Source organism: Pikeienuella piscinae, assembly GCF_011044155.1.
In the GTDB taxonomy this organism is placed as follows: domain Bacteria; phylum Pseudomonadota; class Alphaproteobacteria; order Rhodobacterales; family Rhodobacteraceae; genus Pikeienuella; species Pikeienuella piscinae.
The window spans coordinates 1,658,231-1,678,215 of sequence record NZ_CP049056.1 but is presented as its reverse complement, the minus strand read 5'-3'; the positions used below and the strand labels follow the sequence as shown (position 1 = coordinate 1,678,215).

17 protein-coding genes are annotated in these 19,985 nt (G+C 66.4%); 15 read left to right on the top strand and 2 right to left on the bottom strand.

From position 1 onward, the window contains the following. The first annotated feature begins 10 nt into the window (after positions 1–10). The 6 genes from leuD (at position 11) to yczE (ending at position 7,673) form a co-directional block, all read left to right on the top strand. Complete coding sequence (gene leuD, locus G5B40_RS08100) at positions 11–625, top strand: 3-isopropylmalate dehydratase small subunit (RefSeq protein ID WP_165097313.1); 615 nt, start codon at positions 11–13, stop codon at positions 623–625. 33 nt (positions 626–658) lie between these two features. Next, on the top strand, positions 659–1,822 hold the full coding sequence (locus G5B40_RS08095) for an endonuclease/exonuclease/phosphatase family protein (protein ID WP_165097311.1): 1,164 nt from the start codon (positions 659–661) through the stop codon (positions 1,820–1,822). Positions 1,823–1,967: 145 nt separating this feature from the next. After that, positions 1,968–3,137 (top strand): D-alanine--D-alanine ligase family protein, encoded by a 1,170-nt coding sequence (locus G5B40_RS08090; protein WP_211907433.1) that lies wholly within the window; start codon positions 1,968–1,970, stop codon positions 3,135–3,137. Positions 3,138–3,178: 41 nt separating this feature from the next. Further along, on the top strand, positions 3,179–5,488 hold the full coding sequence (locus G5B40_RS08085) for an MFS transporter (protein WP_165097308.1): 2,310 nt from the start codon (positions 3,179–3,181) through the stop codon (positions 5,486–5,488). A gap of 1 nt (position 5,489) precedes the next feature. Beyond that, positions 5,490–6,671 (top strand): ABC transporter substrate binding protein, encoded by a 1,182-nt coding sequence (locus G5B40_RS08080; RefSeq protein WP_165097305.1) that lies wholly within the window; start codon positions 5,490–5,492, stop codon positions 6,669–6,671. Positions 6,672–7,079: 408 nt separating this feature from the next. Then, positions 7,080–7,673 (top strand): membrane protein YczE, encoded by a 594-nt coding sequence (yczE, locus tag G5B40_RS08075; protein WP_246209761.1) that lies wholly within the window; start codon positions 7,080–7,082, stop codon positions 7,671–7,673. Between the two features lie 162 nt (positions 7,674–7,835). Here yczE and G5B40_RS08070 read toward each other — a convergent pair whose 3' ends face one another. Further along, a complete protein-coding gene (locus tag G5B40_RS08070) occupies positions 7,836–10,121 on the bottom strand; it encodes an adenylate/guanylate cyclase domain-containing protein (protein WP_165097299.1) in 2,286 nt (761 codons plus the stop codon). A gap of 122 nt (positions 10,122–10,243) precedes the next feature. On the opposite strand from G5B40_RS08070, the gene G5B40_RS08065 reads away from it, so the two are divergent. The 9 genes from G5B40_RS08065 (at position 10,244) to G5B40_RS08025 (ending at position 19,478) form a co-directional block, all read left to right on the top strand. Beyond that, positions 10,244–11,659 carry a Glu/Leu/Phe/Val family dehydrogenase gene (locus G5B40_RS08065; protein ID WP_165103404.1) on the top strand — a complete coding sequence of 472 codons (1,416 nt, stop codon included), beginning with the start codon at positions 10,244–10,246 and terminating at the stop codon, positions 11,657–11,659. Positions 11,660–11,764: 105 nt separating this feature from the next. After that, on the top strand, positions 11,765–12,622 hold the full coding sequence (locus G5B40_RS08060) for a transglutaminase-like domain-containing protein (RefSeq protein WP_165097296.1): 858 nt from the start codon (positions 11,765–11,767) through the stop codon (positions 12,620–12,622). Between the two features lie 10 nt (positions 12,623–12,632). Then, positions 12,633–12,836: a twin transmembrane helix small protein gene (locus G5B40_RS08055; protein ID WP_165097293.1), complete on the top strand. Its 204-nt coding sequence runs from the start codon at positions 12,633–12,635 to the stop codon at positions 12,834–12,836. 3 nt (positions 12,837–12,839) lie between these two features. Further along, entirely contained in the window at positions 12,840–13,412 is a 573-nt protein-coding gene (locus G5B40_RS08050; protein ID WP_165097290.1) for a cob(I)yrinic acid a,c-diamide adenosyltransferase, read from the top strand. Positions 13,413–13,456: 44 nt separating this feature from the next. Next, positions 13,457–14,269: an alpha/beta fold hydrolase gene (locus G5B40_RS08045; protein WP_165097287.1), complete on the top strand. Its 813-nt coding sequence runs from the start codon at positions 13,457–13,459 to the stop codon at positions 14,267–14,269. Further along, the gene (locus G5B40_RS08040) at positions 14,266–15,207 is read left to right on the top strand and encodes a DMT family transporter (RefSeq protein ID WP_165097283.1); all 942 of its coding nucleotides are present in this window, start codon (positions 14,266–14,268) and stop codon (positions 15,205–15,207) included. The genes G5B40_RS08045 and G5B40_RS08040 overlap by 4 nt, the downstream gene beginning before the upstream one ends. 73 nt (positions 15,208–15,280) lie before the next feature. Next, on the top strand, positions 15,281–17,602 hold the full coding sequence (locus tag G5B40_RS08035) for a mechanosensitive ion channel domain-containing protein (RefSeq protein WP_165097280.1): 2,322 nt from the start codon (positions 15,281–15,283) through the stop codon (positions 17,600–17,602). A 185-nt stretch (positions 17,603–17,787) separates the two neighbouring features. Next, positions 17,788–18,549 (top strand): electron transfer flavoprotein subunit beta/FixA family protein, encoded by a 762-nt coding sequence (locus G5B40_RS08030; protein WP_165097277.1) that lies wholly within the window; start codon positions 17,788–17,790, stop codon positions 18,547–18,549. Next, the gene (locus G5B40_RS08025) at positions 18,549–19,478 is read left to right on the top strand and encodes an electron transfer flavoprotein subunit alpha/FixB family protein (protein ID WP_165097275.1); all 930 of its coding nucleotides are present in this window, start codon (positions 18,549–18,551) and stop codon (positions 19,476–19,478) included. Before G5B40_RS08030 ends, G5B40_RS08025 begins: the two co-directional genes overlap by 1 nt. A gap of 45 nt (positions 19,479–19,523) precedes the next feature. Here G5B40_RS08025 and G5B40_RS08020 read toward each other — a convergent pair whose 3' ends face one another. Further along, a complete protein-coding gene (locus G5B40_RS08020; protein WP_246209760.1) occupies positions 19,524–19,949 on the bottom strand; it encodes a group III truncated hemoglobin in 426 nt (141 codons plus the stop codon). Positions 19,950–19,985 lie beyond the last annotated feature (36 nt).

Genomic DNA, 19,985 nt, shown 5'->3' with positions numbered 1-19,985 from the left:
GGGACTTCCAATGGACAAGTTCACCACGCTGACCGGGGTCGCGGCGCCGCTGCCGCTGATCAATATCGACACCGACATGATTATCCCCAAGCAGTTCCTGAAGACGATCAAGCGTACCGGGCTCGGCAAGAACCTTTTCGACGAGATGCGCTATGCCGACGACGGGGCCGAGAACCCGGATTTCGTGCTGAACAAGCCCGCCTACCGCGAGGCGAAGATCCTTATCGCCGGCGATAATTTCGGCTGCGGCTCCAGCCGGGAACACGCGCCCTGGGCGCTGCTGGACTTCGGCATCCGCTGCGTGATCGCGCCCTCTTTCGCCGATATCTTCTTCAACAACTGCTTCAAGAACGGCATTCTGCCGATCGCCTTGCCGCAGGAAGAGGTCGACAAGCTGCTCGACGACGCCTCGCGCGGGGCGAACGCGGTCGTCACTGTCGATCTGGAGCGGCAGGTCATCACCGGGCCGGATGGCGGCGAGATCGCCTTCGATGTGGATGCGTTTCGCAAGCACTGTCTCATCAACGGTCTCGACGATATCGGCCTGACGATGGAGAAGGAGTCGGCGATCGACGCGTTCGAGGCCGCGCGCGCCGAGCGCCAGCCCTGGCTCGCCGGCGCCTGAGTCCCCGCCGGGACGCGCCGCCGGACGCGCGCGATGAAGCTTCTGCCCGAGGGATGGCGACGGGCGCGGATGCTCGCGGCGGCGCTGACGCTCTGGGCGCCCGGCGCGGTGGCTGATCTGCGGCCGCCCGTCGAAGGCGCCATCCGCGTCGCGACGTTCAACGCCGCTCTCAGCCGGCGTCATCCGGGCCAACTGGCGCAGGAGCTGCGGCTCGGCGGGTCGGAGCAGCTCGCCGCGGTGGCGGAGATCATCCAGCGCGTCCGGCCCGACGTGATCCTGATCAACGAGATCGACCATGACCGCCGCGGCGTCGCGGCGGCGCTGTTTCGCGATTTCCTGAAGGAAGGGCGGGGCGGCGCTGCGGGGATCTATTATCCGCATCTCTTCACCGCGCCGGTTAACACCGGCGTCGCCTCCGGCTTCGATCTGGACGGCGACGGGCGGATGGACGGCCCGCGTGACGCTTTCGGTTTCGGCTGGTTCGAGGGGCAATACGGTATGGCGGTGCTTTCCCGCCCGCCGCTCGACGAGGGCGCGATCCGCACCTTTCAACGTCAGCTCTGGGCGGCGATGCCGGACAACCTGATGCCGACGGCGCATTTCAGCGACGCAGCCCCGACGCTCCGGCTTTCCTCCAAGAGCCATTGGGACGTTCCGGTGACGCTGCCGGACGGGCGCGTCCTGCATCTGCTCGCGTCGCACCCGACGCCGCCGGTTTTCGACGGGCCGGAGGACGCCAACGGGCGGCGCAACCATGACGAGGTCCGGTTCTGGGTCGATTACGCGTCTGGCGCGGGTTGGATGGTGGACGATTCCGGCCGCGCCGGCGGCCTGCCGCCGGACGCGGGATTTGTCGTGCTCGGCGATCTCAACGCCGATCCGGCGGATGGCGATGCGCGGCGCGGCGCGCTTCTTGCGCTTCTTGCGCTGACCGGCGACACCGCGCCCCGGAGCGCGGGGGGCGCCAGGGCCCCCGGCCCGCGCAAAACGGGCGACCCGGCGACGCACACCGCCGACTGGCGCGATGCGGGCGGGCCGGGGAATTTGCGGGTCGATTACGTCCTGCCTTCGAAAGCGTGGACCGTGACCGGGGCGGGGGTCTTCTGGCCGCCGAAGGGCGACCCGCTTCGCGACCTGGTCGGCGAGGGCGGCGACGCGAGCTCCGACCATCGTCTGGTCTGGGTCGATCTGAAGTGAATTTCGGGGCGGGGGGGGGCGACGAAGATCGCCGGCGTTTACCGTCTGAAAGCCTAACCCGCAGCTATAGTGGAGCAGGCGCCATGCAACCTGAGCGTTTGTTGTTTGGCCCGGAAGGCTGTTAAATGCGCGGAGGGGGTCGGCGATGAATCAACAAGCGGACGTGCAGGCGCGGCGGCGGGTGGATTTCGATCGCCTTTGCGCCGGGCTCGACCGGATCAGAGAGCGCGTGCATGTCGGCGTCATCTATAACGGCGACCGGACGCAGCCGGGCGCGGTGATCCATGAGGGCCGGAATCTCCGCTCCGAGAAATCCTACAAATATGTCGCGGAGGACATCGCCGCCGGTCTCCGGCAAGCCGGGTTCCGGCGGGTGAGTCTGCTGCCGGACGATCTGACGCTGCCCGGACGGCTGCGCGAGGAGGAGATCGACCTCGCCTGGCTCAACACCGCCGGGGTGCAGGGCTATGACGCCATCGCGCACACGCCGTCGATGCTGGAGCTGAGCGGGGTGCCCTATATCGGCCATCGTCCGCTTCTGTCTCTGACCCTTGATTCCAAACATGTATTCAAGCGCGAATGCCAGGCGGTCGGGCTGCCCACGCCGCCTTTCATGGTCTGGGATGGCGTGCGCGGGCGGCTGGAGCCGGAAACCGACCCGCGCTTTCAGGCGATCTTCGGGGGCCATCAGGGCGCCTATGTGGTCAAGCCGGTCGTCGGCCGAGCCTCGCAGAACGTGTTCTTCGTTCCCGATCGCGCCGGGCTTTCCGAGATCGTCGACCGGGTCTACGCCGAATCGCTCGATCAGGTTCAGATCGAGACGTTCATGGGCGGGCCGGAATATTGCGTCGCCATCTCCGGCCCGCTCGTCGTTCGGGACGGGGCGCCGTCGTTGCTCAAAGCGCCGTTCGCGTTTTCGGTGCTGGAGCGGCTGGTCGACGATGGCGAGCCGATCTTTACCTCGATGGATATCCGGCCGATCACCGCGGACCGGGTGCGGCTCTTGACGGCGGACGACCCCGCCCATGCCGGGCTGGTCGATCTGGCGCGCCGGGTCCATGACGATTTTCAGTTGCGCGCGCTGGTGCGGCTCGACATCCGCGCCGATACCGACGGGCGGCTTTCGATCCTCGAAGCCAATCCGAAACCGGATCTGAAGCGACCGGACGGCGAGAAGATCAGCCTGGTCTGCGCCGGGCTGGAAGCAGAGGGCATGTGCTACGAGGATCTGCTGCTCTCGCTTCTTCTCGACCGGCTCGGGCATTATCTCAGGCACCGCCCGACCGTCGTCCAGCATATCGCGGCGCTGCTCTGATGCGGACGATCCGATGAGGTGGCGCTGATGAGGCCGATCTGATGAGCATGGGCGCGAGGTTGCGAAGCGCGCTGCTCCTGAGTCTCGTCGCGGCGCTCTCGCTCGCGCTTCTGGTGTTCGTCGGCTGGGGCGAGGCGAAGCGGACCTATCCGAAGTTCATTTTCGACAAGCTGGCGGCGCAAGGCGAGATCGTGCAGAGCGCGATGGACGGGCATTTGCGCGCCGGCCTGCCGGTCGGGGAGTTTCCCGGCTTCCGACGCATCGCGGAGCCGATCCGTGTGGCCGACCCGACCGTCGCCGCCATCGTCGTGCGGGGGGCGGACGGGGCGGCGGTCTTCAGCGTCGGTGAGGCGGCGGTTCCCCGCCCGCCCGGTCCGGAGGCGGACGCGCGCTTCGCGCTGAGCCAGCAGGACGGCTGGGTGCAGGTCGCTTTGGCGATGCGCAATCGTTTCGAGCGGGTCGGGCAACTCGAGGTGACGATGGCCCGCGCCGTCATCGATGCGCGGATCGACGCGATGCTGCCGGCGCTGATCGCGCTGGCCGGCGGGCTTGTCCTCGCGTTCGGCGGTTTCGCCTTCTGGGCCGCGCCGCGTGCGGCGCGCGGCGGGCTCGCGGCGCGCACCGTCGGCGTCTATGGGCTGGTCTTCGTCATCGCCGCGACCGCGGTCGCGGCCAGTCTGGTCTCGCTCTACGCCGAAGGCGCGCAGGCGAAGGCCGAGGCGATCTCCGATTCACTCGCGCAGCGTATCCGACCGTTGCTCGACTACGGGCTGACGCTGGACGATGTCGACGGGCTGGACCGGGTGCTGGCGGATTATGAACGGCGCAACAGTGATATCGCCGCCGTCGGGCTGATGCGCGACGGCTTGGTCTCCGTCCATACCGATCCGGCGATGATGGGGGCGCCTTGGCGGGCGGCGCCGGGCGCCTATGAATTCATCGTGAAAGTAAACCCCGCGGGGGCGGGCGAGGAGATTCAGGTCGGCGTCGCGCTCCCGGCGGAGGTGGTCTGGAAGGCGGTCGGGCGGAGCGTCAAGAATTTCGCGGCGCTCTTGCTCGCGTCGGGGTTTTTCGCGGCGGTGTTTCTCAATGTCGCGCGTTCGCTCGGCGGCGGGGCCACGAGCGCGGGGGCGCGGATGCTGACGCTGATGCGGCCGATCTTCTTCGTCGCGATTTTCGCGGATTTCCTTTCGGCGGGATTTCTGCCGCAACTTCTGCGCGACGAGGCGGCGGCGCTGGGACTGGGCCAGAGCGCGACGTCGCTGGCCTTCACCGCCTATTTCGCGACATTCGTCGCCGCGCTGCTGCCGGCCAGCGTGTGGGTGGAGCGACGCGGGCCGCGCGCGCCGGTGGTGACAGGCGCGGTGCTGGTCGCCGCCGCCGGCGCGCTGCCGGCGCTGACGATGGAGTTTCAGACGCTGGTCGCGTCGCGGGCGCTGGCCGGAATCGGGCAAGGGCTGCTGCTGATCGGGGTGCAGAGCGCCATTCTCGCCAACGCGTCGGCGCGCGAGCGGACCCGCGCCACGGCGATCATCGTCATTGGCTTCAATGGCGGGATGATCTCCGGCGCGGCGATCGGCTCGCTCCTGGTCGACGACCTGACGGCGGAGGGAGTTTTCGCGCTTTCGTCTCTCGCGGCGTTGCTGCTGGCGCTCTACGCGGCGCGTCTGATCCGGGGAGGCGCGCCGGAAGGCGAGGGAGCGGCCAGCTTCGTCGGCCTTCTCCGCCACGGCGCCCGCGCCATCGGCAGCTTCGGTTTCATGCGCGCATTCCTTCTGGTCGGCGCGCCGGCGAAAGCGGTGCTGACCGGCGTGATCGTCTTCGCCGCGCCGCTCTTTCTCAGCAATCAGGGCTGGACGGCCGAGGATATCGGCCAGATCATTATGCTCTACGCCTCGGGCGTCCTGCTATCGACGGGGGCGGCGTCGCGCCATGTCGACCGGACCGGGGACAGCCGGGGCGTCCTGATGCTCGGCGGCGTCGGCTCCGCGCTCGGGCTGGCGATGATCGGTGGAAGCAGCTTCGCGGGGCTGGCGCCGCCGGTGGAGTTCGCCATCGCGGCGGGCGGGGTCTTCATCACCGGGCTCGCCCATGGCTGCGTCAACGCGCCGATCGTCTCTCACATCGGCGACACCGACGCGGCGGAGAAGCTTGGCCGCCCGGCGGCGACCGCGATCTATCGGCTGATGGAGAGGATCGGCCATGTCGCCGGCCCGGTGCTTGTCGGCCTGATCTTCACCGCCGCTGGGGGCGGGGGGATGGCGTTCCTCTGGATCGGCGGGCTGCTGCTGGTTTTCACGCTGCTTTTCGGCGCGCCCGGACCGGGCCGGCGCAGAGCGGAGGAGGGGTGAGATGCGGACGCTGATCATGCTCGCCGCCTGCCTCATCGTCGCCGCCGGGCCGGCGCGCGGAGGCGATGACGCGCAGGACCGAATCGCCGACTGGTTCGACCTTGGCGCGGCCGCGCTGGCCGAGTGGCGGGTCGAGCCGCCCGACGCGGACGGCCGCATCCTGATCCGCCCGAAGGCGCCGGGTTCGGCGGATGCGCGCCGGGTGATGGTGATCTATCCGCGCCGCTCCAGCGCCTATGACGTCGCCATGACGACGCTGCTCGACGAATTCGCGAACCGGGCGCTCGATCTCGAATTTGTCGCGGTGAATTTCAGGCAGGATCCGGCGCGCGGCGACGCGCTGCTGGCGGAGGCGGCGCGCGAGGGCTACGCGCTGGTTTACGCGATGGGCTCCGAAACCGTCGAGTGGATCAACGGGCTGCGCGGCGATCTTCGGACGCCGGTGGTGACGGTCTGCGCGAAGGACCCGGTGCAGCTTGGCCAGATGCCGGATTACACCTCCGGGAGCGGCGATTCGATCGCCTTCACCTCGCTCAACCTCCGCATCGACGTGCAGGTCGAATACCTGCGCGAGTTGAAGCCGGGGTTGAAGAACCTCGCGATCCTGGTGGATGCCGGCAACACCAGCGCGGTGGAGACCCAGGCGCGGCCGATCGAGGCGGCGATGCGCGCGGCCGGCGTCAACGCGTTCGAGGTTGCGGTGACCGACGCGGCGAAGGCCCGCGATGAGCTCGCGGCGCTGACGCCCGCGGCGGTGGCCCGGATGCGGCTGACCGACCCGACGCTGGAGAACAGCCTATTCTGGATCACCGGCTCGACCAGCGTCTTCACCGAGATCGCCGAAATCAACGCGCATAGCGACCGGGCGCCGGTGCTCTCCGTCGTGCCCGACGTGGTTCAGGAGGGGGCCGCGAGCGCGCTTCTCTCGATCGGGGTGAGCTTCGAATCCAACGCGCAGCTGGCGGCGGTCTACGGGGCGGAGATCCTTTCCGGGCGGCGCGCGGCGGCGGAGCTGCCGGTCGGCCTCGTCTCGCCGCCCGACATCGCGGTGAATTTCCTCCGCGCCCGGGCGGTCGGGATGAAAGTGCCGTTCTCGTTCTTCGAGACGGCGTCATATGTCTATGACGCGAAGGGCGCGCTGGCGCGGGTCAACGGGCGCGACGTGGCGCGCGGGGGCGACTGAGGCGGAACCCATCCGGCTGGAGCGGGTTCGTGCGCGTTCGGCCCGGGGCCATGCGCGGGACGAAGCGGCCCGGTGGACATTCGTCGCGCGGGGCGTAGCCGGAGACTTACGGAAAGTTTCGGGTGGCCGCTTCGGCTCGATTCCGCGAATTACGGCATGTTCCGCCTGATCGCCGCCGCCGGGTTGCGACGCTCCAGCCCGAAGAGTAAGAGCCATTAGGTTCGGATGAACGCCGACCGCTCCACCCTGGTTTGCAGGCTTGCTCAATCGTAAGGCTGGGATATCCGTGCACTCGTCAAGCCGTCGCGAACTCCAGCAAACCAACCCTTTCAACCGGGTTCCGCTTTGAGTTTTCTGTCGATCAAGTCGGTTCCAAAGCTCAAATGGAGTTCGCCAAAGGCTTTCACCATGAAGCCGCCTTTGGCGTCTCTTTTCTTCCTCATCGTCGGCCTGATCGTATTCGGCCTGGGAGAGGCGTTGCTCGTCACCGCAAGCGTGGGCGTAAGTCCATGGACCGTCTTCGCGCAAGGCCTGACCAACGTCACAGGCTGGAGCCTGGGCGGCGCGACCTTCGTTATCAGCGTATCCGTCCTGCTGTTGTGGATCCCACTCAGGCAGACGCCCGGCATGGGCACGATCCTCAACGCGATCGTGATCGCGTTGGTGCTGGAGTACGTGCTGCCGCTTCTGCCGTCATTCGAGAGTTACGCCGCCAACATCCTTCTGGCGTTGACAGGCGTGATGGTGACCGGTTTCGGCGGGGCGATATACCTGATCGCGAATCTTGGCCCCGGGCCCCGAGACGGCCTCATGACCGGGCTTCAGGCGGTCACCGATCAGCCCGTCGCGCTCGTGCGCATGTGTCTTGAGGTGGGTGTTGTCGCCATCGGTTGGGCGCTGGGCGGCACGCTTGGCCTCGGCACGATCTTCTTTGCAGTGGGCATCGGGCCGGCGATGGCGATCGGCATGCAGGCCCTGCAATATCGCAACGCCGCGCACTGACCTCCGCCGGCCCGCCCCTGCGCCGCAGCGCGTAGGGTTCGCCTGGCCGGAAACGACCGTCGTCGTTCCTACCGGGAGCGGCGCTTCGTCCAAGGGCGACCCGATTTCGCGTCGGCGCCATTTGATCTTCGGAAATGATGGGCCGCGCGCCGGCCGGGCGCGCTAGTCCGGCTCCCTTTCCCCGTCGCCACTATCGCTGCCGATGGCGAGAATGCGGGGGGCGGGATCGACCGCCATGTGGTGCTCGGTCCGCTCAAGGTAATCTTCGCTGACGGTGTCGCCGCCGCGCTGCTCGATGGCGAGACGGAAATGACGGGCGGCTTCCGACCAGTCGCCCTCGGCGTAGCGTTTGAAGCCGGCCTCGTAATGCTGGACCCATTCAAAGCCGGCCACCACGCCATCGTCGTCGCGCGCGGCGAGAAGCTCGTAGACCATCACCGCTTCTTCCTTGCCCTTCACCCGCACGCTTTCGAGCGGGCGCGCGAGCATGTCGTACTTGACCATCTCGTAGGTGTACTGGCTGATGAGGATCCCGGTGCCGAACTGCCGGTTCATCCCCTCCAGCCGTGCGGCGAGGTTCACCGGGTCGCCGATCACCGTGTAGTTCAGGCGTTCCTCGCTGCCGACATTGCCGACCACGACCCGGCCGGAATTCACGCCGATCCTGAGATGAAGCTGCGGCAGGCCGCGTTCGGTCCATTCGGCGCGGAGCTTGTCCATCGCGGCCTGACAGTCGAGCGCGGCGCGGCAGGCCAGAGCCGGGTGATCCTCCTCATGGGCCGGGGCGCCCCAGAACGCCATCACGCCGTCGCCGATGAACTTGTCGATGGTGCCGCGCTGCGCCCGGATCGCGGTGGTCATGGCGCCGAAATAGTCGCCGAGAACTGGCAGCACGCGGTGTCCCAGACGTTCGGAGACCGTGGTGAAGCCCTGAAGATCCATGAATACGATGGTCATCGTCCGCCGCTCGCCGCCGATCTCCGCGGCGCCGCCGTGTTGCAGCAGGGTCCTGACCAGATCGGTCGGGATGTAGCGCCGGAAAGAGCGGAGCCCGTGACTCATCTGCTCGACGGCGTCGGCGAGCGCCTGAATCTCGATCAGGGGACTGCTGATCATGCGCACGTCGTCAAGATTGAAACCGGCGATCTTGCCGGTCTCGACCGCCAGCCGCTGGAGCGGGCGGACGAGAAGATGGCGGGAGACGAGGAGCGCGATCAGCCCGACGACGAAGAGCGCAGCCGCCACGATCAGCGCCAGCCGGATGTAGTTGGCCTCGATCGCACCCATGAAATCCGCTTCGGGTATGAGCGTGCCGAGCAACCATCCTTCGCGCACCGTCGGCGCTACGGTCAGGAAATAGCGCTCGCCATTCGCCGCCTTCACCGTCATTTGCTGACGGCCGGTGACGTTGTCGGTCTCGACCCCGTTCTCCACGAACCCGGCCTGGGCCAGCTGAAGCATGGGATGCCGGCTCTGCGCCAACGGCTGAAGGTCCGATTCGTCATAGAGTCGACTGCGCTGGACCAGTTCCCCGGGATCGGAGAACGCGATCAGGTCTCCGCTTCTGTCGATGATGAAGGCGGCGCCGCTTCTGACCGACGACAGTTCCGAGAGATAGAGCGAGATCTGTTCAAGCTCGATCGCTATGGTTATGACCCCGAGGAGTTCGCCGGTCACGAGGTTTTCCAGGGTTATCGCGGAGTTGAGGCCAGGCTTGCGCGAGTCGCTGAAAATGTAGATGTCGGTCCACACATGGTGGCCGGGCGCCCAGACCGCGCGCTTGTACCAGGCGCGATCAGGCGCATAATACTTGTTCTGCTTCAGTTCCGCGCCGGTCCGCGTAAATTCCGCGCCATCCTTGAGATACATGACCTCGGTGCGTGCGGCCTCGCCCAGCGCTTCGTTCCAACGGCTCTCGACCAGGCGCAGATGGATGTCGTCGCGCCGCTGCGCGCCGAAGAAATCGCCGTTCGGCGCCCCGAAGCTGACCCAGGAGAAATGCGGATGCGCCTTCAGGAACGCGAAAAGCAGGCGGTCGCGGGTCGACTTGTCCTCGAAGTCGACGCCGCCGGCGATGAGCGTGTCATGCAGCGCGCTCTGCGCCGCGATGGCTGAATCGAGCATCGACGAGACTTCGCGGTTGACGCCGCCGATGATCTCCGCGTTGAGCTGACCGGCGATGTCGGCGACATTCTGCCTGCTGACCAGCAGCCACGGGATATGCACCGCGGCCGAGGTCAGCGCTACGGTGCCGAGCATGATTGCGATCAGGCTCACGCGCAGCGACACGCGGCCCCTTTTTCGCGCGGGCTTCGCCGTATCGGTCATCGTCTCACACCGCCCCCAATCGGCTTGCCCGCCGAACGCCCTCTCGATGAATTTCGCGCCAACCGTTCGCCGGATCGGAAAGCGAAGTAAACAGCAATATTTTCTTTTGGTGTAACGCATTCACGGTTTTCTCTCAATAGTTGCGCCGGCCGCCCCTTCAAAAATGCGATGCACTTGTGTTCTAGTGTCGGCGAGGCGTCGCCATGAGATGCGGGCCCGCAGGTAAAGGGATATCAGATATGCTGCAGTCCACGACCGAGCCGACATTCCGCCAGTCTGTCGACATGATGTTCACGCGCGCGGTGTCGCTGATGGACCTCTCGCCGGGGCTGGAGGAAAAAATCCGTGTCTGTAACTCGACTTACACGGTGCGCTTCGGCGTGAAGCTCCGTGGGAGCATTCACACCTTCACCGGCTACCGCTCCGTCCATTCCGAGCATATGGAGCCGGTGAAGGGCGGCATCCGCTATGCGATGAGCGTGAATCAGGACGAGGTGGAGGCGCTCGCCGCGCTGATGAGCTACAAATGCGCGCTGGTCGAGGCGCCGTTTGGCGGCTCCAAGGGCGGTCTTCGGATTAACCCCTCGGAATGGGAGGAGGACGAGCTTGAGCGGATCACCCGGCGCTTCGCGTTCGAGTTGATCAAACGCGACCTGATCCACCCGAGCCAGAACGTGCCCGCCCCCGACATGGGCACCGGCGAGCGCGAGATGGCCTGGATCGCCGACCAGTTCAACCGGATGAACACTACCGAGATCGACGCCCGCGCCTGCGTCACGGGGAAACCGCTCTCGGCCCACGGCATCGCCGGCCGGGTCGAGGCCACGGGGCGCGGCGTGCAATATGCGCTGCAGGAGTTTTTCCGCCATCCCGAGGATGTGGCGAAATCGAGCCTGACGGGCGGGCTCTCCGGAAAGCGGGTGATCGTTCAGGGCCTCGGCAATGTCGGCTATCACGCGGCGAAATTCCTGGGGGAGGAGGACGACTGCAAGATCGTCGGCGTCATCGAGCGCGACGGCGCGATCCATGATCCGAACGGCCTGCCGATCGAGCGGGTGCGCCAGCACATGATGGAGCATGGCGGCGTCAGGGGGTTTCCGGGCGCCAAATACATCGCCGACGGCGCGTCGTTGCTGGAAGGGGATTGCGACATCCTGATCCCGGCGGCTTTCGAGGCGGCGATCAACCTCTCGAACGCCCGGCGGATTCAGGCGGCGCTGATCATTGAGGCGGCGAACGGGCCGGTCACCGCGGGCGCGGATGAGATCCTGCGCAAGAAAGGCTGCGTTATCATTCCCGACATGTACGCCAACGCGGGCGGCGTGACGGTGTCTTATTTCGAATGGGTCAAGAACCTCAGCCATATCCGCTTCGGACGGATGCAGCGCCGGCAGGAGGAGGCGCGGAACCGGCTCCTGATCGAGGAGCTGGAGCGCCTGACCGGTAATGAGGTTTCACGCTCTTTCGCAGAGAAATACACGCAGGGCGCGGACGAGTTGACGCTGGTGCGCTCCGGCCTGGAAGACACGATGCGCGGGGCCTATCAGTCGATGGCCGAAGTCTGGCGCTCCCGCCCCGAGGCTGGCGACCTCCGCACCGCGGCTTACCTCGTCTCCATCGGGCGGATCGCGGGCGCGTACCGGTCGCTCGGCCTCTGAGCCCGCGCCGCCACGGCATGGTCGCAGGGCAACCAAAGCCGGTTACCCGCGTAAGACGGAGACGGCCCGTATGTTGGGGCCGGCCTCCCCGGAAAGGCGCGCGACATGCGGATCGGATTGGGTTGCGAACTGACCAATCGCCTTCCAGCCCCGACGCCGATGATCGTGATGCTGAACGTGCATCCGTCGCGGCGCCCGGACCTGGAGGCGCCCGACACCGTCGTCACTGACCCGATCGTTCCGGTCGAGGAGTACGCGGATGGCTTCGGCAACCGCTGTTGCCGGCTGCTCGCGCCGGCGGGCGCGTTCACGCTGAGGACCGATGGCGTGCTTCGCGACAATGGCGCGCTCGACCCGCTTGAGCCGGAGTCGTCGCAACGTGATGTGGCGGAGCTGCCGCCGGATTCGCTGGTCTATCTGCTGGGCGGCCGCTATTGCGAGACCGATCAGCTTTCAGACGACGCCTGGCGGCTTTTCGGCGGCGCGCCCGAAGGCTGGGCGCGGGTGCAGGCGATCTGCGATTTCGTCCATGAGCACATCGAATTCGGCTACGAGCATTCGCGCCCGACGCGGACCGCGGCCGAAGCCTGCCAGGAGGCGCGCGGAGTCTGCCGCGACTTCGCCCATCTCGCCATCGCCTTCTGCCGCTGCATGAACATCCCCGCGCGCTATTGCACCGGCTATATCAGCGATATCGGTCTGGGCGAGACCGATGAGTCGGTGGATTTCGCGGCGTGGATGGAAGTTTATCTCGGCGGGCGCTGGCATGTTTTCGACCCGCGCAACAACTCCAGGCGCGTCGGCCGCGTGCTGATCGCGCAGGGCCGGGACGCGGCCGACGCGCCGTTGACGCATACCTTCGGGCCGAACGAACTGACCGCATTCCTCGTCTGGATCGACGAGATCGCCATTCGCAGCGCGGCGCCCGCCGCGACGCTGGTCATGGCGGCGGCGGCGCGATAGACATTCGTTCATGTCGGAACTTCTCTTCTACGCGGCGATCGTCGCTTGCCTTGTGGTCCTCGCGGTGCTCGCGTTCGGCATCTTCTCGTTTGCGCGCGGCGGGGAATTCAATCGAAAATACGCCAATAAGATCATGCGGTTGCGCATCCTGACGCAGGCCATCGCAGTGATTCTGATCCTGGCCGCGGTGCTGGCGGCGAAAATGGGGGGGTAGGGCGTGGTCGTCCTCAACAAGATCTACACCCGCACCGGCGACGGCGGTGACACGGCGCTGGGCGACGGCGCGAGGGTTCCAAAACACGCGCCGCGCGTCGCCGCCTATGGCGCGTCGGACGAGACCAATGCTGCGATCGGGCTGGCGCGGCTGCATGCCGAAGGCGAGATGGATGCGGCTCTGGCGCGCATCCAGAACGATCTCTTCGATCTCGGGGCCGATCTTTGCGTGCCCGACATGGCGTCCGACGCCGACGCGGAATATCCGCGCCTTCGGATGAACGCCGCGCAGGTCGCCCGGCTGGAGGCGGAAATCGACGAGATGAACCGCGCGCTGGCGCCGCTGCGAAGCTTCATTCTGCCGGGGGGGACGGCGTTGGCCGCGTATCTCCATCTTTGCCGCACGACCTGCCGGAGGGCGGAGCGCGGCGCGACCGAACTGGCGACGCTGGAGGAAGTGAATCCGGCGGCGTTGAAATACCTGAACCGTCTTTCCGACTGGTTTTTCGTCGCCGGCCGGGTCGCCAACGGTAACGGCGCCGACGACGTGCTCTGGGTTCCCGGCGCGAACCGCTGAGGGCCGGTCGCCATTCGCGCCCCATTTTCGAGGAACGCCGACACATGACCGTTTACCAGATCGACGCCGAGAACAGCCTGTTTCATCTTTACGAACCGCCGGCGAGAGAGGGCGCGCCGACCTTCTTTTTCGTCAACGCGCTCACCGGCTCGACCGATCACTGGGAGGCCGCGGTCGCCCCGGCGCTCAGGGATGCCGGCTTCGGCACGCTCAGCTACAATTTTCGCGGTCAGACCGGAAGCGCGTTCGCGCCGTCGCTGGAACTGACCAACGAGGTGATTGTCGAGGATATCCTGACGCTTTACGGGGCGTTGAAGCCTTCGACGCCGATCCTTGTCGGGCTTTCCATCGGCGGGCTTTTCGCGGCGCAGGCGCGGGCGAAAGGGCTGGACGCCGCCGGGCTGGTGTTTCTCAACACGCTGCGACGGATCGGCCCGCGCATCGCCTGGATCAACGACGCGCTGCCGACAGTCGTTGCGGAGGGCGGCGTGCAGATGTTCATGGACGCGACCTTTCCGCTGATCGTGAACCCGGAATTCGCCGCCGCCGCGCGGCCGAGTTTCCTCAAGGGCGGCTATCAGCCGATCGACCCGGCGCACGGGCACATGAACCTCATGCGCAACTCGCCCGCCGCCGACTGGGATTTCGACTGGGCGAGCCTCGACCTGCCCGTCCTCTCGATCACGGGGGAGCATGACCGGGTGTTCCGCGACCCGGAGGTGATCGACGAGCTTTTCGCCCTTCTGCCCGACGCGCGGCGGGAGGACTGGGACGATTGCGGCCATCTCGTCCCGCTGGAGCGGCCGGAGCGGCTGGGGGAAAGCCTGATCCGGTTCGCCCGGGAAATCGAAGCGTGAACATATCGGCGCGGTGGGCCTATCTCGCGGTCTTTATCGGCGTATGCGGCCACGCGTCGTCGGAGTTCTTCGCGGTGCTTTCGGGTGTCTCGGGACCGGAGGTCTCGGTCTGGCGCTACATGATCGGGGCGTTCGGGCTCCTCCTGTTCGCGCTCGCGCTGCCGGAGACCCGCGATCTCTGGTCGCCGCTGAAGGCGGAATGGCGCGGCTTCGTTCCGCTGGCGCTGGTCGGTGTCTCGGGCGCCTATCTCGCCTTTCACTGGGCGCTGGATTTCGCCACCGTGATCCAGGTCGCGACCGTGGTGACGACGATGCCGATCTTCATCGGCCTGATAAACCGCGTGGTCAGCGGCGAGCGGATCTCCACCGTCAAGATGATCACCGGCGCGATGGCGGTGGCCGGCGTCGCCTTTCTTCTGACCGACGGTTATCTCGGCGCGCTGGCGGGCGACGGCAGGACGATCTACGGCGTGATGCTCGCGATCTGCTGCGCCGCGCTCGGCTCAGGATACGCGGTGCTGGCGAAGCCCTATATGGCGCGCCATGGCGGGATTCGCATCACCACGCTCGCGCTTCTGATCGGGGCGGCGGGGCTTTTCGTCATCGTCGGGCTCGGCTGGGGGACATGGGTCGACCCTCTTCAGCTGACCGCGATGCCGCCGCTGGCGATGTGGTCGCTTCTGGCGCTGGCGATCCTCAACACCACCATCACGCAGGTGCTGTGGTTCGGCGGGCTGGCGGCGGCGCCGGACATCACCCGCGCCTCCTATCTCTTTTTCCTGAAGCCGGTGATTGCGGCGGTGCTCGCTGTCCTGATCCTGGCCGAAGAGCCGACGCTTCTGCAGATGCTCGCGATCCTGGTCGTGACCGGATCGGTCTTCGTCGAGATTTTCTGGCCGCGCCTCGCTGCGGCGCTGAAAGGCGCCGAGGCGGGATGAGCGGGGCCGAAACTGGAAACCGCGCCGGGTCTCCGATAGGTTGCGCGGCCAGTTCGGAAAAGAAGGATCGCCTTTGACCTCTGAAACCTTCCCGCAACGTTTCGTTCGCTTCGCGGCGCTCATCATGGCGCTCGCGATGGTGGCGGCGCCGGTTCTCTCGCCGCTTTCCGCCAGCGCGCAATTCGCGCCGACGGCGCCGGCCGAGGAGGAGGCGTCGAGCGAATTGCCGCCTGACGAGGCGAAGCTTCTCGCCGATCTTCTGAAGGATGACGAAAAGCGCGCGGCGCTGATCGCGCAGCTCGAACGCGCCGGCGGCGATGGGACCGGCGAGGCGGAGACCGAAGAGGAGGAGGCTTCGCGCGCCCTCGGAGCCCGCGTCGCCGAGGTCAGCAAATCGGTGGTCGACGGCGCCGTCGAGACGGTCGTCGCGCTCCGCGATCAGACCCTCGCTGCGCCGGCCGCGATCTCCAACCTCTCGCCGGAAGCGATCGACGGCATCGTCGAGGCGCTCCGGGATCTCGCGCTGGTGATCGTCGTCACCATGGTGGTCTTCGCGGCGCTGCGGTTCTGGCTGAAGTGGTATTATGTGCGGCTGGGCGCGCGGATGCGCGGCGATTCGATGGCGCGCGCCATCGCCATCGTCGCCGCGTCGGTGGCGCTGGACGCCTGCGGGGTGCTGGTCGCCGCGGCCGCGGGGTATCTCACCGCGCTGCTTTTTGACGCCGCGCCGGGTGGAATCGGCGTCCGCCAGGCGCTCTATCTCAACGCTTTCGTGGTCGTCGGGCTGATCCGGGTGGCCATTCGCGCGATTCTCTCGCCGAACGCGGCGGAGCTGCGCCTCGTCTCGATCCCGGATCGCGGGGCGCGGATCATGGCGCTCTGGTTCGGCCTGATCGTCGGGGTGCTCGGTTACGGCCAGCTTCTCATCACGCCGATCGTGTCGCGGCAGATCTCGTCGCAGGCGGGAGAGGGCGTTTCGATCCTGCTGGCGCTGGTCGCGATCCTGATCGCCGCGGGGCTGACGCTCTATGGCCGCCGCCCCGTCGCGCGGTGGCTTGCGGGGGACGCCGAGACCGGCGGGTTTATCGGGTTTCTCTACTCGAACTGGTTCATTCCGGTTCTGCTTTATCTAATCGGACTTTTCGTCATCGTGGCGACGCGGCCCGATGGGGTGTTCTGGCCGGTGATGATCCGCTCGGCCGAGGTGCTGGCGGCGATCATCGCGGGGGTTGTCCTTTCGGGCGTCATCACCCGGTCGAGCGCGCGCGGCGTCACGCTGCCGGAGTCGGTCAGCAAACGCCTGCCGATGCTGGAGCGGCGGCTTAACCGGTTCGTGCCGCGCGCGTTGACCATCGTGCGCGTGCTGATCGTCGTTGTGGTGATCGGCTTCTCCCTCGACGCGCTTGGGGCTTTCGACGTGGGCGGATGGCTGGCGAGCGGCGCGGGCGGCGACGTGGTGCAGGTGCTGATTACGATCACGCTCATCGCCCTTCTCGCGTTTTCGGTCTGGATCGCGCTCGCCTCATGGGTCGATTTCAGGCTGAGCCCGGTGCGCGGCGTCGCGGCGACGGCGCGCGAGCAGACCCTGCTCTCCCTCCTGAAGAACGCCGTGACGATCCTAATCATCGTCATGACGATGATGTTCATCCTTTCGGAGATCGGGGTGAACATCGCGCCGCTGATCGCTTCGGCCGGGGTGTTCGGCCTCGCCATCGGTTTTGGCGCGCAGAAGATGGTCCAGGACATCATCACCGGCGTCTTCATCCAGTTCGAGAACGCGCTGAATGTCGGCGACGTGGTGACGCTGAACGGGACGACCGGCGTGGTCGAGAAGCTCACGATCCGCTCGGTCAGCCTTCGCGATGTCGAGGGCTGCTTTCACATCATCCCGTTCTCGTCGGTGGAGATGGTCTCCAATTACACCCGCGAGTACGGGAACTTCGTCTGCGACATGGGCATCGCTTATCGCGAGGACGTGTCCGAGGCGAAGGCGGCGATGCACGACGCCTTCGACGAGTTGAAGGCGATGGAGGGGCATGGCGCCAACATCCTCGGCCCGCTGGAATGGTTCGGCTTGCAGGCCCTCGCGGACAGCGCCGTGGTGCTGCGCGCGCGGATCAAATGCGCGCCGGGCACGCAATGGGGCGTCGGGCGCGCGTATAACGAGATCGTCAAGCGGATCTTCGACGAGCGCGGGATCGAGATACCGTTCCCGCACCAGACGATCTTCTTCGGCGTGGACAAGAAGGGCGACGCGCCGCCCCTGCATATCGCGTCCAGCGCGCCGCATGTTGATGACGGCGCGCCGGCGGAAAAAACGGAGCAGACCGTCCGTGCCGAGAAATCGCTGGATTATGACGTTCCGGATTCGCCTGATGGGGGTGACGAGCGCTGAATTAACCTTTACGTTAACGTCAGCATTTTGGCCGTACGCGCCCCGTTGCGGCGATTCGGAGGCCGGGAGGTCGCAATCAGGCGATGACCCGGCCGCCGATCGAGCGTAGAACCGGCCGGACGTGAATCGCTCCGGGTCCGTCGCATTGCGTCGGCCCGGGAACAGCAAGAACGGAGAGACGCGCAATGAAAGTGCTGGTGCCTGTCAAACGCGTGATCGACTATAACGTGAAGGTCCGTGTGAAGGCGGATGGCACGGGCGTCGATCTCGCAAATGTGAAGATGTCGATGAACCCCTTTGACGAGATCGCCGTCGAACAGGCGATCCGGCTGAAGGAGGCCGGACAGGCGGACGAGATCGTCGCCGTCTCCATCGGCGTGAAACAGGCGCAGGAGACCCTTCGCACCGCGCTCGCCATGGGCGCCGACCGTGCGATTCTGATCGTCGCTTCGGAGGACGTGAATACAGATATTGAGCCGCTCGCTGTCGCCAAGCTGTTGAAGGCGGTGGTCGATGAGGAGAAACCCGGCCTCGTCCTCTGCGGAAAGCAGGCGATCGACAACGACATGAACGCGACCGGGCAGATGCTCGCCGCGCTCCTTGGCTGGAGCCAAGCGACCTTCGCCTCCAAGCTGGAGATCGAGGGCGACAGCGCGAACGTGACGCGCGAGGTCGATGGCGGGTTGCAGACCATCAAGGTGAAGATGCCGACCATCGTCACCGTAGACCTGCGGCTGAACGAGCCGCGCTACGCTTCGCTGCCGAACATCATGAAGGCGAAGAAGAAGCCGATGGACCAGAAGACGCCGGAGGATTACGGCGTTGACGTCTCGCCGCGCCTCACCGTGGTGAAGACGGTGGAGCCCGAAGCGCGCAAGGCCGGCGTGATGGTCGCCGATGTCGCCGAACTTGTCTCGAAACTGAAAAATGAAGCGGGGGTGATTTGATGGCTGTTCTTCTTCTCGCGGAAGTGACCGGCGGAGAACTGGGCGTCGACGCCACCGCGAAAGCGGTGACCGCGGTGAAATCGCTCGGCGACGTCACGCTGCTTTGCGCCGGCGCCAGCGCCGCGAAGGCGGGCGAAACGGCGGCGACGATCGATGGCGTCGCGAAAGTGCTGGTGGCGGAGGACGACTCGCTCGGCCATCGTCTCGCGGAGTCGACAGCGGCGCTGATCGTCTCTCTCGCCGATGATTACGAGCATATCTGCGCCCCGGCGACGACCGACGCCAAGAACATCCTGCCGCGCGTCGCCGCGCTCCTCGATGTGATGGTGATTTCCGATGTCTCCGCAATCGTCGATAACGAGACGTTCGAGCGGCCGATCTACGCCGGAAACGCGGTCCAGACGGTGAAATCGGGCGACGCCAAGAAGGTCGTCTCGATCCGCACCTCGGCTTTCGATGCGGCCGGAACCGGTGGCTCGGCTTCGGTCGAGACGGTCTCCGCCGCCGAGAATCCGTGCCTGTCCGAATGGGTCGAGGACACCGTCGCGTCATCCGACCGGCCGGAACTGACCTCGGCGAAGGTCATCATCTCCGGCGGGCGCGGCATCGGCTCGAAAGAGAATTTCGCGATCATCGAGAAGGTCGCGGACAAGCTCGGCGCCGCCGTCGGCGCCTCGCGCGCCGCGGTCGATTCGGGCTATGCGCCGAATGACTGGCAGGTCGGGCAGACCGGCAAGGTCGTCGCGCCAGAGCTTTACATCGCGGTCGGCATCTCCGGCGCGATCCAGCATCTCGCGGGGATGAAGGATTCGAAGGTGATCGTGGCGATCAACAAGGACGAGGAGGCGCCGATCTTCCAGGTCGCCGATTACGGGCTTGTCGCCGATCTCTTCAAGGCGGTGCCGGAACTTGAGGCGGCGCTCGACTGAGACGGGGCATTGGAAGCCGCCCTTCCGGGGGCGGCCTTCTTCATCTCATCTGGCCCAGGCGCGCAGACGCGGAACGCCGCCGCGGGCCTGTTCGATACCCATCCTGAGGCTGGCGCCGATTCGCCGCGACAGAAACGCGAAGGCGTCGGCCTTCTCTTCGGGCAGAACCCGCCTCGCCGTCTTTTCGAAATGATCGAGCCAGATGGCGAAATCCTCGCCCTGTATCTCCGGCACCGCCAGATGCGCCTGCATCGGGTTACCCTGGTAGCTTCGTTCATGGAGCATCACGTTGGCCCAGAACGCCTCGATCTTGTCCAGATGCGCCGCCCATTCCTCATCGGTTACGCCGATCTCGCCCTCGAAGATCGGGCCGAGACGCGCATCGGCCCGGACGCGCTTGTAGAACGGTTCGATCAGGCGGCGGATATCTTCCCGCGTGATACCGGCTTTCGAGGGTTTTGGCGCGCTCATGTGGTCCCCATTGAAACCTTGCCCCCGACTATCGGA

Excerpts from the sequence above, each read along its gene's own strand:
- leuD (WP_165097313.1), top strand. The coding sequence starts at position 11 with ATGGACAAGTTCACCACGCTGACCGGGGTCGCGGCGCCGCTGCCGCTG.
- G5B40_RS08095 (WP_165097311.1), top strand. The coding sequence starts at position 659 with ATGAAGCTTCTGCCCGAGGGATGGCGACGGGCGCGGATGCTCGCGGCG.
- G5B40_RS08090 (WP_211907433.1), top strand. The coding sequence starts at position 1,968 with ATGAATCAACAAGCGGACGTGCAGGCGCGGCGGCGGGTGGATTTCGAT.
- G5B40_RS08085 (WP_165097308.1), top strand. The coding sequence starts at position 3,179 with ATGAGCATGGGCGCGAGGTTGCGAAGCGCGCTGCTCCTGAGTCTCGTC.
- G5B40_RS08080 (WP_165097305.1), top strand. The coding sequence starts at position 5,490 with ATGCGGACGCTGATCATGCTCGCCGCCTGCCTCATCGTCGCCGCCGGG.
- yczE (WP_246209761.1), top strand. The coding sequence starts at position 7,080 with ATGAAGCCGCCTTTGGCGTCTCTTTTCTTCCTCATCGTCGGCCTGATC.
- G5B40_RS08070 (WP_165097299.1), bottom strand. The coding sequence starts at position 10,121 with ATGCGTTACACCAAAAGAAAATATTGCTGTTTACTTCGCTTTCCGATC.
- G5B40_RS08060 (WP_165097296.1), top strand. The coding sequence starts at position 11,765 with ATGCGGATCGGATTGGGTTGCGAACTGACCAATCGCCTTCCAGCCCCG.
- G5B40_RS08055 (WP_165097293.1), top strand. The coding sequence starts at position 12,633 with ATGTCGGAACTTCTCTTCTACGCGGCGATCGTCGCTTGCCTTGTGGTC.
- G5B40_RS08045 (WP_165097287.1), top strand. The coding sequence starts at position 13,457 with ATGACCGTTTACCAGATCGACGCCGAGAACAGCCTGTTTCATCTTTAC.
- G5B40_RS08030 (WP_165097277.1), top strand. The coding sequence starts at position 17,788 with ATGAAAGTGCTGGTGCCTGTCAAACGCGTGATCGACTATAACGTGAAG.
- G5B40_RS08025 (WP_165097275.1), top strand. The coding sequence starts at position 18,549 with ATGGCTGTTCTTCTTCTCGCGGAAGTGACCGGCGGAGAACTGGGCGTC.
- G5B40_RS08020 (WP_246209760.1), bottom strand. The coding sequence starts at position 19,949 with ATGAGCGCGCCAAAACCCTCGAAAGCCGGTATCACGCGGGAAGATATC.